The sequence below is a fragment of the Pseudogracilibacillus sp. SO10305 genome, from assembly GCF_037072005.1.
GTDB lineage: Bacteria > Bacillota > Bacilli > Bacillales > Amphibacillaceae > Pseudogracilibacillus > Pseudogracilibacillus intestinigallinarum.
The window spans coordinates 123,845-139,863 of sequence record NZ_JAXHDE010000005.1; the positions used below are offsets into that span (position 1 = coordinate 123,845).

Annotated in this window: 12 protein-coding genes and 1 pseudogene; 12 read left to right on the forward strand and 1 reads right to left on the reverse strand. The window is 35.4% G+C overall.

Translation table 11 applies throughout. The features are described 5' to 3' along the window. The first annotated feature begins 77 nt into the window (after positions 1-77). From pheT to SPD45_RS06340, 4 genes are all read left to right on the forward strand, one after another. Positions 78-2,504 (forward strand): phenylalanine--tRNA ligase subunit beta, encoded by a 2,427-nt coding sequence (gene pheT / locus SPD45_RS06325; protein WP_336266888.1) that lies wholly within the window; start codon positions 78-80, stop codon positions 2,502-2,504. A gap of 126 nt (positions 2,505-2,630) precedes the next feature. Then, positions 2,631-2,780: a hypothetical protein gene (locus SPD45_RS06330; protein ID WP_336266889.1), complete on the forward strand. Its 150-nt coding sequence runs from the start codon at positions 2,631-2,633 to the stop codon at positions 2,778-2,780. 90 nt (positions 2,781-2,870) lie between these two features. After that, on the forward strand, positions 2,871-3,362 hold the full coding sequence (locus SPD45_RS06335; protein WP_336266890.1) for a methylated-DNA--[protein]-cysteine S-methyltransferase: 492 nt from the start codon (positions 2,871-2,873) through the stop codon (positions 3,360-3,362). A gap of 32 nt (positions 3,363-3,394) precedes the next feature. Then, positions 3,395-5,818 carry a Lon protease family protein gene (locus tag SPD45_RS06340; RefSeq protein WP_336266891.1) on the forward strand — a complete coding sequence of 808 codons (2,424 nt, stop codon included), beginning with the start codon at positions 3,395-3,397 and terminating at the stop codon, positions 5,816-5,818. A gap of 215 nt (positions 5,819-6,033) precedes the next feature. On the opposite strand, the gene rnhC is transcribed toward SPD45_RS06340, so the two are convergent. After that, the gene (gene rnhC / locus SPD45_RS06345) at positions 6,034-6,963 is read right to left on the reverse strand and encodes a ribonuclease HIII (protein ID WP_336266892.1); all 930 of its coding nucleotides are present in this window, start codon (positions 6,961-6,963) and stop codon (positions 6,034-6,036) included. 91 nt (positions 6,964-7,054) lie between these two features. Between rnhC and zapA the strand changes: the two genes are divergently transcribed. From zapA to SPD45_RS06385, 8 genes and pseudogenes are all read left to right on the forward strand, one after another. Then, entirely contained in the window at positions 7,055-7,360 is a 306-nt protein-coding gene (gene zapA / locus SPD45_RS06350) for a cell division protein ZapA (protein WP_336266893.1), read from the forward strand. After that, entirely contained in the window at positions 7,361-7,906 is a 546-nt protein-coding gene (locus tag SPD45_RS06355; RefSeq protein WP_336266894.1) for a CvpA family protein, read from the forward strand. 60 nt (positions 7,907-7,966) lie between these two features. Next, complete coding sequence (gene polX, locus SPD45_RS06360) at positions 7,967-9,685, forward strand: DNA polymerase/3'-5' exonuclease PolX (protein WP_336266906.1); 1,719 nt, start codon at positions 7,967-7,969, stop codon at positions 9,683-9,685. A gap of 12 nt (positions 9,686-9,697) precedes the next feature. Beyond that, entirely contained in the window at positions 9,698-12,040 is a 2,343-nt protein-coding gene (locus SPD45_RS06365; RefSeq protein WP_336266895.1) for an endonuclease MutS2, read from the forward strand. Positions 12,041-12,615: 575 nt separating this feature from the next. Beyond that, positions 12,616-14,316, forward strand: a complete 1,701-nt coding sequence (locus SPD45_RS06370) for a long-chain-fatty-acid--CoA ligase (RefSeq protein WP_336266896.1) — start codon at positions 12,616-12,618, stop codon at positions 14,314-14,316. A gap of 104 nt (positions 14,317-14,420) precedes the next feature. Then, complete coding sequence (locus SPD45_RS06375) at positions 14,421-14,999, forward strand: TetR/AcrR family transcriptional regulator (RefSeq protein ID WP_442961992.1); 579 nt, start codon at positions 14,421-14,423, stop codon at positions 14,997-14,999. A gap of 32 nt (positions 15,000-15,031) precedes the next feature. Further along, a complete protein-coding gene (locus tag SPD45_RS06380) occupies positions 15,032-15,805 on the forward strand; it encodes an enoyl-CoA hydratase (protein ID WP_336266897.1) in 774 nt (257 codons plus the stop codon). Positions 15,806-15,851: 46 nt separating this feature from the next. Continuing rightward, positions 15,852-16,019 (forward strand): annotated as a pseudogene (locus tag SPD45_RS06385) (electron transfer flavoprotein subunit beta); the annotation flags it as partial.

The window sequence follows — 16,019 nt, forward strand, 5'->3', positions numbered from 1 at the left end:
TTTAAAAATGATTACTTATGAAAGTAATATGCACAACGTAAGCAGAATGTTAAACAAGCTATTTAGGAGGGACTACTTTGTTAGTATCAATTAATTGGTTAAATAAATATGTGAATACCGGGGAACAAACTGCTGAACAATTAGCAGAAAAAATTACAAAATCAGGGATTGAAGTGGATGGTATTGAATATATCATTAATGAAAAAAGTGAAAATGTCGTTGTCGGGTATGTAAAAGAATGTGAACAACATCCTGATGCAGATAAATTACGTTTATGTCAAGTAGACGTTGGCGAGGAAACGTTACAAATAATTTGTGGGGCACCAAATGTAGCACAAGGACAAAAAGTAGTAGTCGCAAAACCGGGAGCAGTTTTACCTGGGAATTTCAAAATTAAAAAAGTAAAATTACGTGGTATTGAATCAAACGGGATGATTTGTTCGTTAAAAGAATTATCTGTCGGTGATCGTTTTATTCCGGAACAATACGAAGAAGGAATTGTTGTATTACCAGAAGATACTGTTGTAGGAGAACCTGTAGATGCGTTATTAAACTTAGATGACGCGATTTTAGAGTTCGACTTAACACCAAATCGTGCAGATGCTTTAAGTATGATTGGTGTCGCATATGAAGTGGCAGCAATTTTAGATGAAGAAGTGAATATACCGAATCCTGAAGTGGCAGCGACAGAAGAAAATGTAGCAGACTATATTTCTGTATCGTCTGAAGACCCAGATCTTTGTCCATATTATGTTGCGTTTATCGTAAAAGATGTGGAAATTGCTCCATCCCCATTATGGATGCAAAATGCACTTCTTGCGGCGGGAATTCGTCCGATTAATAATGTTGTTGATATTACGAACTACGTATTAATGGAATATGGTCAGCCATTACATGCATTCGATTATGATTTATTAGGTTCTAAAGAAATTGTCGTTCGCCGTGCAAAAAACGGAGAACAAATCGTAACATTGGATGATCAAACACGTACATTAACGAACGAAAACTTGCTCATTACGAATGGAGAAAAAGGAATTGCCATGGCAGGTGTCATGGGTGGAGCGAATACGGAAGTAAATAACGACACGAAAAACGTCCTGATTGAAGCGGCATATTTTGATGCTCAAACAGTACGTAAAGCTGTCAATGAAACTGGTTTACGTAGTGATGCAAGTACACGTTTTGAAAAAGGGGTCGATCCTGTACGTGTACGTGAAGCAGGTCTTCGTGCATGTGAATTGCTCGTACAATATGCAAACGGAAAACTTGTCGATGATGCAGCAGAGTTTAACGAACTGAAGGTAGAAGAAGCGAACATTGACATGAATGCTGATGAAGTAAATCGTCGTCTAGGCACGGACATTTCGATCGATGAAATGAAAGATATTTTGCGTAAATTACGTTTTGACTATGAGTTAGATGGTACGAATTTTGTTGTCACGATTCCAACACGTCGTGGAGATATTACTCTATTTGAAGATATGTTAGAAGAGGTGGCACGTATTTATGGTTATGACAACTTACCATTTACGTTACCTGCTAACGCATCTAAACCAGGTGGATTAACAGCAGAACAATTGTTAAAACGTAATATTAAAAAATACTTACAAAGTGTTGGATTATATGAAGCAATTACGTATTCATTAGTCGATAAAAAAGCGACAGAAATTTTAACGAGCCCTGAATTATCAACTAATTTAATTCCGGTTCCATTATCTATGCCGATGAGTGAGGATCATCAATATTTACGTTTAAGTTTATTACCAGAATTGCTAAACCGACTCACATATAATGTTGCACGAAAACAAGCAAATGTTGCTTTATATGAAGTAGGTTCCATTTTCTTATCAGAAGAAGCGGAAATTACAAAACAACCTAAAGAAGCACTTCGTATAGCTGGCGCAATTACTGGAAAGTGGCATGAACATAAATGGCAACAAGAATTAAAGCAAGCAGACTTCTATGTTGCAAAAGGAATTGTGGAAGGATTATTCGAGTATGTTCATATTGATGTCACATATGAACAAGCAAAAGTAGAGGGGATGCACCCAGGTCGCTGTGCAATTGTGAAAGCAGACGGTGAAACGATTGGTTTTGTAGGACAAGTTCACCCGAAAATTGCAAAAGAAAAAGATTTGAAAGAAACGTATGTGTTTGATTTAAATCTTGATTATATTTTAGCAAAAGATCGTGGAGAACTCGTTTATACGACTGTGCCAAAATATCCGTCGATTTTACGTGACGTTGCATTTGTTGTGAAAGCAGATGTACATGCTGGGGATATGGAAGCAACGATCGTAAAAGCTGGTGGTCCGTTAGTGAAAAAGGTAGAAGCATTCGACGTATATACAGGTGAAAATGTTGCAGAAGATGAAAAATCCGTTGCATTTAATATTCATTATGAAGACCCAGAAAAAACATTAACAGATGAAGAAGTAGAAGCTTCATTTGAAAACATTGTTACGACAATGAGCGAGAAATTCGAAGCGACGATCCGCTCATAATTTAAATATTACGTATTTGATGAACCCTTAATATTAGAATGAGTTTCTAATATTAAGGGTTATTTTATTTGTAAAATGTTTGATTCTTTCATGTTTGTGGAAATATATACATAGGAGGTGCTAAGGATGGAGCGTAAAAAAGAACGAAAAACGCCATTAGACAAATTTGAAAATGAAAAATTTGCGGATCAACCACCTACAGAAGAGTTAAATATTGAAGCAGAACAAGAAAAGAAGAAGCGGAAATCACAGGATAAATCACAGAGTGAAGAATAGACAATGGAAATAACGGCACCTAAAGGCTAAAATAGTAGTAAATAGTCTTTAGGTGTTTTTTTGATAATTGATTTAAAAGGAGTGTGAAGGATGACGAAAAAGGTAATATACTATAATGAACGAACTTTTAATGGGGTTACTATGTATATCGCAGCGACGGACAAAGGATTAAAATATATTAAACGTTCCTTCGACAAAATAAAAGCAAACCATCCACATGATGTACTTATAGAAGATGCAGCCTTTCTAGCACCATATGAAAAACAATTGGAACAATATTTTCATGGAGAACGGAAAACTTTTGATATGCCACTGGATATAGAAGGAACAAATTTTCAAATGCAAGTATGGAATACGTTACAAACCATTCCATATGGAGAAACTGTTTCTTATTACGATATCGCAAAACAAATTCACAATGAAAAAGCTGTACGAGCGGTTGGTGGGGCAAATGGTAAAAATCCGATATCAATTGTCATCCCTTGTCACCGGGTCGTACAAAAAAATGGCAAATTAGGCGGATATAGCAGTGGCCTTGATATGAAAGAAATGTTGCTTTCTTTGGAACTACGTCATAAATAATACATCCTAATAAAGATAAAAAGGTGATGAAGATGAAGAATAATGATCATGTTTTACAGAACGCTTTATTATCTACAGATGTTTTAAGAAAGACGATTGATGAAATGATCTTTGAATTCGAGACGACAGAAGAAGTACCAGCTTTAACGAATATTATTGGACAGAAGCGTGGAACAGAGGTAATGCAATTCGGGCTCCAAGTGAATAAACCGGGATATAATCTTTATGTTGCAGGTATTCCTGGAACAGGGAAAATGACGTTTACAAATTCAATTGTAGAAGAAGTAGCGAATAAAGAGGTAACTTTATTTGATTGGTGTTATGTAAATAATTTTGAAGATCCATATAAACCAAAAGTGTTACAATTACCGGTTGGAACAGGAAATGCCTTAAAAGAGGATATGGAGCAATTGATTGATAATTTAAAAGTCGACATACCACGTGCTTTTGGGGAAGAATCATATCAACGCGAAAAAGCTAGTATTTTTCGAGAATTTAAAGAGAAAACTTCAGCGGTTATTCAAGAAATAAATGATGAAGCAAAACAATATGGCTTCGTAATCCGGCAATCAGGTTCAGGATTATTGACGATTCCGACAGAGGATGGAAAGCCAATGACAGAAGAGGCTTATGCTACATTAGATGAGGAAACATTGCAAGAAATGGAAAGAAAATCATCCGAACTACAAGATAAAGTAATTGATTATACGAAAAAACTACGTCAAATTGAAAAAGATGCTAGACAAACATTAGAAGCAATCGATGAAAAGGTAGTGTTGACAGCTGTCGGATATCATATGGATGAACTGAAACAAACATATGAGGCTTGTAAGGATGTACAGCAATATTTAGAAGTAGTTTTACAAGATATTTTAAAACATCGTGCTAGTTTTCTAGAAAAAGAACCGTCCAAAGAAGAAAGTAATAGTGTGGCAAGATTATTTCCGAAAAGACCAAATGAAGATATTAAAATGCGGTATGCGGTCAACTTACTCGTTGATAATCGTGAAACAAAAGGGGCGCCGATTATAATGGCAGATAACCCTACGTTTTATCATTTGCTAGGTAAAGTGGAATATGAAAGCCAAATGGGGGTCATGAGCACCAATTTTACTAAAATAAAAAAAGGCTATTTACATGAAGCAAATGGTGGGTATGTTATTATTCAAGCAAAAGATATTTTATCGAAACCATATGCGTGGGATGCATTAAAACGTACATTACTAACTGAACAAATACAGATAGAACATATTAATGAACAAGCTGGCCTTGTATCGACGACAACGTTAAATCCGGCATCAATTCCATTACACGTAAAAATAATTTTGATAGGTAATCGTGAATTATATCAATTGTTGTATACTCATGATGAAGATTTTCGTAAATTGTTTAAAATTAAAGCAGATTTTGATGTCGAAATGGATGCAAATATGGAGAATATGACAAAACTAGCAAGCTTTATCCATACACATTGTAAACGACATAATTTACTTCCGTTCCATCGTTCTGCTGTAGCGAGATTAGTAGAATATAGCAGTCGTTTGGCGGGTCATCAACAAAAATTATCGACGAGATTTAATGATCAAGTTGAAATAATGTATGAAGCGGATACTTGGGCTAGGCTTGCTCACGATGACCTTATTACGAATGAGCATATTCGAAAAGCAATTCATGAACGGGAATATCGCAATAGTTTATATGAAGAAAAAGTACAACAGTCAATCGATGAGGGAGTTATTTTAATCGATACGACCGGAGAAAAAGTCGGACAAGTGAATGGGTTAGCAGTATATAATGTTGGACAATATAGTTTTGGGAAGCCATCACGTATTACAGCAACAACATTCCTTGGTCGAAAAGGAATTGTGAATATCGAAAGAGAAAGTGAGCTTAGTGGCAATGTACACAATAAAGGTGTGTACATTTTAAGTGGATATTTAGGGGAGAAATTTGCACAAACATATCCATTAGCTTTAACAGCTCATATTACATTTGAGCAAAATTATGGTGGCGTTGATGGAGATAGTGCGTCAAGTACCGAGTTGTATGCCATCTTATCAAGTTTAAGTGAGGTTCCAATAAAGCAAGGAATTGCTGTAACTGGTTCTGTCAACCAGAAAGGGGAAATACAACCAATCGGTGGTGTAAACGAAAAGATTGAAGGATTTTTTGAAACATGTCAAAAACGAGGACTTACTGGTGAGCAAGGGGTTCTTATTCCACATCAAAACGTGACACATTTAATGCTCCGTGAAGAAGTTGTCGATGCAGTAGCCGACGGAACTTTCCATATTTATGCGGCAGAGACAATTGAACAAGGAATGGAAATTTTAACGGGTGTAAAAGCTGTAATATATGAGGAAGATGGTAGTTTTAGTACGAACTGTATATACGGGAAAGTTATGGCAAAGTTGAAAACATACGCAAAAGCCGTAAAGGAAGAAACGAACATCTAGTAGGGATGCGGAATTAGAAGATGAATGTCTATTTTAAGGGTGTAGGCATGGTAATGATCGAAAACGCTTCTATACAAAACTAATAAACGATACAATACGTAGTCCAAAATAGGTGACACGTTTTCCAAACAAAAGATTACCAAAATTAATTCGAGTATGGACATATGTCTATACTCGAATTTTTTCAGTAATTGCACGTACTGTCCCGTAATAGTTTACAAATATTGCTCCGCTTTTTTCGTGTTCGCAAAATGGACCTTTGCAATATTTTCTAAGTAGGCTTTACCATGTTCATGTATAATCTTAGCAATTTGTTGGTCAACTTTTTTAGATGCCCCTTTTTGTAAAGAAAATCCCACTAGTTCAGATAACCGATCCATTTCTTTTACATAACGATACCTCGCCAAAACAGATCCAGCAGCAACTGCGATCGATGCATTTTCTGCTTTCGTCATAAAATACGTGTGAGGTAAAAGTGCGTTTCCTTCACTTTCGATATGACGTTTATAAATATGCGGCATACAAAATTGGTCAATTAAAATCCCTTCATAAGGTGTAGTACCCATTTTTTGAAGTAAACTCGTAATAACTCCGTGATGAATCATTGCTTTCATTTTACCTTGTGACCAACCACGTCGCTGTAATTGGTTATATTTATCATTTGATATCGTCATGAGTGAATAGTGTATTTGTACATCCATTAATTCATGTGCCAATCTTTCAATGGTATCGTCTTTAATCGCTTTGGAATCTTGAATGCCCATTTTTTTAAGGACTGGAATGAGTGTATCTGGTACATAAACGGCTGCTGCTGTAACAGGACCGAAATAATCACCTGTTCCAGATTCATCTGACCCGATATGGCTTTTTTGGAAAAAGTCCTGCTTAGGGGTGTACGGATTTGTCGCTTTTTTTGCCATGTTTTTTTGTGTTGTTTCTCCTTGGAATGTCGTCCAAATAGAAGCTTCTTCCTCTGCATTAGCGCCTTGGAACAATACTTTTCCAGATTTGTACGCTGTAATAACCGCATTATTTGTTCGAGCACGAAAAATCGCCCCTTGTGGTGCATGCTCCATTTGTCCTTCGTAAAAATATTGCATTTTTTGTAAAATTTCATCGTTCAAAGTTGTGGATATTTGTCCCATAAATTGTAACCTACCTTTAATATGTTTACCGTTTCCTTAATATACTTTTTCATGTTAAAATTAATTGTAACACTTTATAAATAAAATATGAATGTATATAAAAAAAGGGATTTGCTTGGCAGGAGGAATTCGAGTCGTGTCAGAGGAAAAAAAGAAAAACCGTGTATCGGTTGAAATAAATAAAAGAACGTATACGATTGTCGGCCCCGAATCAAAAGAACATGTCGAATTAGTTGCATCACTGGTCGATCAAAAAATGCGGGACATTCGATCTGCAAACAAACATTTAGATTCGACAAAGCTGGCAGTATTAACGGCACTGAATACAATGAATGAATATATTAAATTAAAAGAAGAACATGAAGAATTAATTACACTAATAGAAGAGGAAGAATAAATGGTTTCTTTAATTATTATTTTATTACTAATATTTGGCTTCTTTATGGGGCTACGAAGAGGTTTTGTTTTACAATTAATGCACTTAATCGGGTTTATTATTGCTTTTATTGTTGCAACCATTTTCTATAAAAAAATTGCAGAACATTTAGCATTATGGATTCCGTATCCAGAAATCAATAGTGATACATTATTAGCCGTATTTTTACAGACGATGCCATTAGAAAGCGCATTTTACAATGCGGTTGCGTTTGCCATTTTATTTTTTGCAACGAAAATACTTTTACAAATTATTACGTCCATGCTAGATTTTATTGCAAGATTACCATTTATCCGTACATTTAATGGATTGTTTGGGGCAGTATTAGGATTTATTGAAGTGTATGTTATTTTATTTATTATGTTATATATTTCTGCACTCATTCCGATGGATTTTATTCAATTCCGTTTAGAAGGTTCTACGGTTGCGAAGTTGATGATTGAACATACACCGTTCTTGTCAAGTTATATTGAGTCGTTATGGTTTATTGATATTTTGAAGAAGTAATGTAAAGACTGATTACATGTGCATGAACTCATGGGTCAGTCTTTTTAAATGTCGGAGGGAATAAATATGAACAAAAAAGATATTATTCAATTACTAGAAGAAATTGCATTGTATTTAGAATTAAAAGGAGAAAATCCTTTCCGTATTTCGGCTTATCGTAAGGCAGCACAAGCATTAGAACGTGATGTCCGTTCCCTTGTTGAAATAAATGATTTTAGTAAGATTCCTGGCATTGGAAAAGGAACGAATGAGTTAATTGTTGAATTTATCAAAACAGGAGAAAGTACTGTACTAGAAGAGTTAAAAGAAGAAGTACCAGCAGGGTTAATCCCGTTATTAAAATTACCCGGTTTGGGTGGGAAAAGACTTGCGACTTTATATAAGGAGTTACACGTTACAGATAAAGCATCGTTACAGCAAGCATGTGAAGATGGGAGTATCGAACAAGTCCGTGGATTTGGGGAAAAAACGGTTGCCAACATTGTCGAAGCATTGAAACAACAATCATCAAGACCTGAACGCTTGCCAGTTTATATGATGTTAGAAATCGGTAAGAAAATCGAAAACTACTTGGAGTCAATCGAAGAGATTGATCGTTTTAGCATGGCAGGTAGTTTACGACGTTTAGGGGAGACGATGAAAGATATTGATTTCATTTTAACGACGGAAAAAAGAGAGATCGTTCGGAAAAAAATAGTGGAAATGGATCACGTAAAAGCAGTAGTTGCTAATGGGGATACGAAAGTGTCGGTCACATTAGAGGAAGAGTACGATGTTAATGTTGATTTTAGAATAGTGGAAGAAGCAGAATATGCGACGACATTGCATCATTTTACAGGATCTAAAGACCATAATGTAAAAATGCGTCAGCTTGCAAAGTCTCGTGGTGAAAAAATCAACGAATACGGTGTAGATGTAGAAGAAACCGGGGAAACGATTCAGTTCAAAACAGAGGAACAATTTTTTAAGCATTTTAACCTTCCATTTATTGCACCAGAATTACGCGAAAATGGAACAGAAGTAGAAAAAATCATCGAAACTACAGATATATTAGAACGCAAAAATATCCGTGGAGATCTGCATATGCATACGACATGGAGTGATGGAGCGGAATCTGTGGAGGAGATGGTAGAGAAAGCTCGAACTTATGGATATGAATATATAGCAATTACAGACCATTCGAAATTTTTACGTGTAGCAAACGGATTAAATGAAACGAGATTACGAAAACAACGAGAAGAAATCGCTTTATTAAATGAAAAATATGATGATATTCATATTTTTGCGGGTGTTGAGATGGACATTTTACCAAACGGAACGCTCGATTTTTCGGATGAATTTTTACAAGAAATGGATGTCGTTATCGCCGCAATTCATTCGAGCTTTGATCAGACTGAAGAAGAAATCATGTATCGTTTATGTACTGCATTAGAAAATCCTTATGTTGATATTGTCGCACACCCAACAGGAAGAATTATTGGACGAAGAGACGGATATCGTGTAGTAATGGATCAATTAATTGAAAAAGCAAAAGAAACGAACACCGTATTAGAATTAAATGCGAACCCGATGCGTTTTGATTTAAGTACGGAACATTTACGACAAGCACAAGATGCTGGGGTGCATATCGCAATTAATACGGATGCCCATAAAACAGGTACATTTTATCATATGGATTATGGAGTTAAAATGGGAAGAAAAGCATGGCTGACCAACGATACAGTGATCAACACATGGGATAAAGCACGGCTAGAAACATTTTTAAATCGAAATAAATAGGAGAAGGTTACAATGAATGAACGGACATGGAAAGTTCTAGAATTTCATAAAATTATACACTTATTAAAACAGAAGGCAGAGACTACTGTCGGAAGAAAACTTGCGGAACGAACGACACCAAAAACAACACTAGCGGATGTCCAACATTTACAAGAAGAAACAGACGAAGCATTAACGGTGTTACGTTTAAATAAACGTGTCCCATTTTCGCATATGGAAGATGTCACGGCTGCACTAAAACGTGCACAAATTGGTAGTACATTAAATGCAGAAGAGTGTTTACACATTGCACAAGTAATTTATACAGGTCGACATGTAAAGAAGTTTTTTGAGTCGTTAGAAGAGGAGAGCTTGCCATTATTACAAGAAATTATAGAACAAATTATTTCCTTACATCATGTCGAAAAAGAAGTGAAAGCAAAAATAGATGATCATGGCGATATTTTAGATGATGCTTCCCCTACACTAAAAGGGATCCGTCACGCAATCCGCTCATTAGAAACACGCATTCGTGAACGACTACAACATATTACAAAAACGAAAAGTAAAATGTTATCCGATACGATTGTGACGATTCGGAATAATCGTTACGTGTTACCGGTAAAACATGAGTATCGGGGTGCAATAGGTGGCATTGTTCATGATGAATCATCTTCAGGACAAACATTGTTCATGGAACCGCGAGCAATTATTGAACTGAATAATGAATTACAACATCAAATTGTTAAAGAACGACAAGAAATAGAAATTATTTTACAGAAATTAACTGGTTTAATCGCAGAACATGTGGAAGATATATTATTAAATATTCGTCTGTTAGCTAAAGTAGATTATATTTTTGCTCGGGCATATCTTGCAGTGGATATGAAAGCAGCAAAACCGACGTTAAATGAACATGGCTATATTGATATGAAACAGGCAAGACATCCATTAATTGCAGCAGATCAAGTTGTTGCAAACGATATTTCTATTGGTCATGATTATCATGCAATTGTAATTACCGGACCAAACACGGGAGGTAAAACAGTTACATTAAAATTAATTGGTTTATGTACTTTAATGGCACAAGCTGGTTTACAAGTCCCTGCATTAGATGGTTGTCAATTAGCTGTTTTTCCAAAAATTTACGCAGATATTGGGGACGAACAATCGATCGAGCAAAATTTAAGTACATTTTCATCCCATATGACAAATATCGTTTCTATTATGGAAGAAGTGGATGAAACATCGCTCGTCCTATTTGATGAGTTAGGTGCGGGTACAGACCCACAAGAGGGGGCTGCATTAGCGATGGCGATTTTGGATGATGTCATAAGTCGTCAAGCACGAGTTGTAGCAACGACACATTATCCAGAGTTAAAAGCATATGGATATAATAGGGAACAAGTGATGAATGCATCCGTTGAATTCGATGTGGAAACATTGCGTCCAACATATCGTTTATTAATGGGTGTCCCTGGACGAAGTAATGCATTTGAAATCTCTACTAGATTAGGCTTACAGTCTTCTATTATCGATCATGCAAAATCATTTATCGGTGTTGATTCTGAAAGTGTAGAAAACATGATTACAGCACTTGATGATGCACGAGTTGCGGCAGAAAAAGAATTAGAGAAAGCACATACAATGGTCGAAGCGGCTGAAACGATTCATAAAGAATTAAAAAGCGAATGGGATACATTCCAAGTGGAAAGAGACCGTTTATACAAAAAAGCGGAGGAAAAAGCAGACAAAGCAATACAGCAAGCAAGAGATGAAGCACAAATTATTGTTGATGAAGTAAAACAAATGCGAGATCAAACGATGTTTAAAGAACATGAATGGATTGAAGCACGTAAAATGCTAGAAGAAGCACAACCAACACTTGTACAGAAGAAAAAAGCAGAAGAAAAAGATGATGTTATATTAGAAGTTGGCGATGAAATTAAACATCGCACATTACAACAAACCGGTGAAATCGTTGACAAAAAAGATGATAATAATTTTACAATCCAAATTGGTATGATGAAAATGAATGCAAAACGTAAAGACATACAATTTGTGAAAAAGGGTCAAAAAGAAAAACAAGAAGATGTAAGACCGATTACACGCGTTATGACATCTGGTGCTTCTGTAAAACCTGAATTAGATCTACGTGGAGAAAGATATGAAGATGCAATGGCAAGATTAGAAAAATATGTTGATGATGCTTTATTACAAAACTATCCACGTGTTACAATTATTCATGGTAAAGGAACGGGTGCGTTAAGAAAAGGTGTGGAGCAATTCATTAAAGCACATCATCAAATTAAATCTAGTCGTATCGGTGGTGCAAGTGAAGGTGGAAGTGGCGTAACGATATTGGAATTGGAATAAGAGCGAGTGTGGCATTAAGAAGGTGAAGTCACGTAACATTGTCGATGTTGGCAACTTCTAGGAGCCAATGTCGACACTTACATGTCGGATATATAAGTGAAAAATGCAGTAAGGATAATAGAGGGATTAAGATAATGGTTGATCATCATTATGTCAAAATGTATTTTCACTGTTATGAACAAAAGAAAATCCAATAAAAAGCAATCACTAAGCATTTTCTCATAGGATTTTCTGAAACTGATTTGTTATTCAACATTTTCCGACAAATTATTGAATAATGATTCATTATTCGATTGAATTACGATTCATTTTATGATAAAATTTGAGAAACTCCATTAATAAGAGTTTAAATGATAGGGGAAGAATCATATGGTACTGGATAAATTAGCAAAAATTTTAATTGCAGTAGCAATTGTCTTTATCGTAATAGGTGCAGCATATTTGTTTATCAATTAAAAATGATAAACAAAATATTGAAACTTTTTCTATCAGAAAAAATGTAAGTGTTTACATTGAAAATTAAAACACAACTAGAGGACAAAGGCAGAGGAATAAGAACATGAGGGGGATGTACAATGGAGAAAACAAAACCATGGTTAGAACATTATCCATCACAAATAAAAAGTTCTATTTCGTATGACGAAAAGCCGCTTTATAGTTTTTTACTTGAATCCGCTGAAAAATTTCCATCGAAAAATGCACTTCATTTTATGGGGAAGCAGATGACATTTTCAGAGTTAGCATCAGAAGTGAAAAAAATGGCGAACTTTTTACAGAGCAAAGGATTGAAAAAAGGAGATCGAGTTGCAATTATGTTGCCAAACTCGCCACAAACTGTAATCGCTTACTTTGGGTCATTACTTGCAGGTGGAACGGTCGTTCAAGTAAATCCGTTATATACGGAAAGAGAGTTAGAACATCAACTGAATGATTCCGGCGCAACATTTATCGTTTGTTTAGACATTTTAGTTCCAAGAGTTTCAAATGTTAGGGAAAAGACAGATCTTCAACATGTCATTGTGGCAAAAATTGCAGATTACCTGCCGTTTCCGAAAAATCTCGTCTATCCATTTATTCAAAAACGTCAATATAATTTAGTTGTTAAAGTAGAAGAGACTGAAGATACACATGTATGGAAATCAATTATTTCAAAAGGTAGTGAAGCGTATAAAGAAGTTGACGTAGATCCTTATGAGGATCTAGCACTACTTCAGTATACTGGAGGGACGACTGGTTTTCCAAAAGGTGTCATGTTAAGTCATATGAATTTAGTGTCGAACGTCCAAATGTGTGCAAATTGGATGTATCGCCTGGATCATACGAATGAAAAAGTATTAGGTGTATTACCTTTCTTCCACGTTTATGGCATGACTACTGTCATGAATTTATCCATTATGTTCGGTTCAGAAATGATTTTATTACCGAAATTTGATGCGACAGAAGTGTTAAAAACGATTGAAAAATTAAAACCGACATTGTTCCCTGGTGCACCGACTATTTATATTGGATTATTAAATCATCCTGATATTAATAAATATGATTTATCTTCTATTGAAGCATGTATCAGTGGTTCAGCAGCATTGCCTGTGGAAGTTCAACAACAATTTGAAAAAATTACAGGTGGTAACTTAGTGGAAGGATATGGTTTAACAGAAAGTTCTCCTGTGACACATGCTAACTTTATTTGGGATAAACGTGTGAATGGAAGTATTGGAGTACCGTGGCCGGATACAGAAGCAATTATTGTAGAAGAAGGTACTTTAAATGAAGTTCCAGTTGGAGAAGTTGGCGAGCTAGCTGTAAAAGGTCCACAAGTGATGAAAGGATACTGGAATAATCAAAAAGAAACAGACGAGACATTAAAAGACGGTTGGTTACTAACAGGTGATATGGGATATATGGATGAAAGTGGTTATTTTTATATTGTTGATCGAAAAAATGATATGATTATAGCTGGTGGATTTAATATATACCCACGTGAAGTAGAAGAAGTATTATTTGAACATCATGGAATTCAGGAAGCAGCAGTTATTGGAATTCCAGATGATTACCGTGGTGAAACAGTAAAAGCTGTCATTGTACCGAAAAAAGGACAAACTTTGGATAAAGATCAGCTAAATCGCTATTGCCGAAAACATTTAGCGGCATATAAAGTGCCACGCATTTATGAATTTCGGGAAGAATTACCGAAAACAATTGTTGGAAAAGTATTGAAACGTCAATTAATTGAAGAATCTGTCGCAGAACAAATTAAAAAACCAGAAAATGTAAAGTGATAGAAAATTGACAATAGCGTTTTCATTTAATAAAATAATAAGTGAATGATTAATCATTCATAGTTTGCAATTCGTTTCAGTATAAGGAAAGTGAGGGGATTTTAGTGAAAGATAAACCTAAATATAAACAAATTATTGAGGCAGCTGTAGAAGTAATCGCTGAAAATGGTTATCATGCGTCTCAAGTTTCAAAAATTGCTAAAAAAGCTAAAGTAGCAGATGGAACAATTTATTTATACTTTAAAAATAAAGAAGATATTTTAATCTCGGTTTTCAGAGAGAAAATGGGAACATTTATCGACGGGGCGAAAAGAGCCATTGATGATGAACAGACGGCAAATGATAAACTTTTTAAACTAATTGAAATGCATTATAGCCAATTATCTGAATCCCCTTATTTAGCAATTGTTACACAGCTAGAATTAAGGCAATCAAAATCAGAATTACGACATGAAATTAATAAAGTGTTGAAATCATACTTAGATGTGATCGATTCTGTCATCGAATTTGGTTTAGAGACTGGTGAAATCGACAAAAAGTTTAATCCACAGCTTATTCGACAAATGATTTTCGGTACATTAGATGAATCCGTAACAACTTGGGTTATGAAATCTCAACGCTATCAATTAGTAGAACAGGTAGAGGAAATGCACACACTCTTAACGAAAGGTTTTTTCAAATAATTATAAAACTTTAAACGAATAGGAGGAATATTGTGACGAAACTTCATTTACATGTCGAAGAACATATTGCGACATTAACGATCGATAGCCCACCTGCCAATGCATTGTCATCAACGTTAATTCAGCAAATTGATGCGAAATTAACAGAAATTGAACAAGATGAAACGGTAAAAGCGGTTATTTTAAAAGGGGAAGGACGATTTTTTTCTGCAGGAGCAGATATAAAAGAGTTTACATCACTCCAAGAAGCGTCAGGCTATGAAACAGTTTCACGGGATGGGCAAATTGTTTTTGATCGTATCGAACAGTTTCACATTCCTGTAATCGCTGCCATACATGGTGCCGCTCTTGGTGGAGGATTAGAACTTGCACTAAGTTGTCATATGCGAATTGTGACAGAGGAAACAAAAATAGGTTTACCAGAATTAACATTAGGAATTATACCTGGGTTTGCTGGGACACAAAGATTGCCAAAGTTAATCGGTCAACCGAAAGCTTATGAAATGATGCTTACATCAGATCCGATTTCAGGAAAAGAGGCATATCAATTTGGATTAGCCAATCATGTCGTGAAAGAAGAAGAGCTTCAATCATTTACGAATAACATAGCTAAAAAAATTGTTGCAAAGAGTAAACCGACAATCAATGCGGTGATGGAGCTTGTATCATATGGTGCTTTACACGGTGCTGATGCAGGTGCGAAAGAAGAAGCAAAAGCATTTGCAAAAGTTTTTGGAAACGAAGATGCAAAAGAAGGCATTCAAGCATTTCTTGAAAAACGTCAACCGAATTTTTCAGACAAGTAAAGAAATGATGAATATAATTTAAATGTTTGATAGGGAGGAAAAAGAAATGAATATTTACGTATTATTAAAGAGAACTTTTGATACAGAGGATAAAATTGTCGTATCAAACGGACAAATTGAAGATGATAGTGCTGAATTTATTATTAACCCTTACGATGAGTATGCAGTGGAAGAAGCAATTGTACAGCGTGATGCACATGGTGGAGAAGTAACA

Excerpts from the sequence above, each read along its gene's own strand:
- SPD45_RS06365 (WP_336266895.1), top strand. The coding sequence starts at position 9,698 with ATGAATGAACGGACATGGAAAGTTCTAGAATTTCATAAAATTATACAC.
- SPD45_RS06370 (WP_336266896.1), top strand. The coding sequence starts at position 12,616 with ATGGAGAAAACAAAACCATGGTTAGAACATTATCCATCACAAATAAAA.
- SPD45_RS06330 (WP_336266889.1), top strand. The coding sequence starts at position 2,631 with ATGGAGCGTAAAAAAGAACGAAAAACGCCATTAGACAAATTTGAAAAT.
- SPD45_RS06340 (WP_336266891.1), top strand. The coding sequence starts at position 3,395 with ATGAAGAATAATGATCATGTTTTACAGAACGCTTTATTATCTACAGAT.
- zapA (WP_336266893.1), top strand. The coding sequence starts at position 7,055 with ATGTATATAAAAAAAGGGATTTGCTTGGCAGGAGGAATTCGAGTCGTG.
- SPD45_RS06355 (WP_336266894.1), top strand. The coding sequence starts at position 7,361 with ATGGTTTCTTTAATTATTATTTTATTACTAATATTTGGCTTCTTTATG.
- rnhC (WP_336266892.1), bottom strand. The coding sequence starts at position 6,963 with ATGGGACAAATATCCACAACTTTGAACGATGAAATTTTACAAAAAATG.
- SPD45_RS06335 (WP_336266890.1), top strand. The coding sequence starts at position 2,871 with ATGACGAAAAAGGTAATATACTATAATGAACGAACTTTTAATGGGGTT.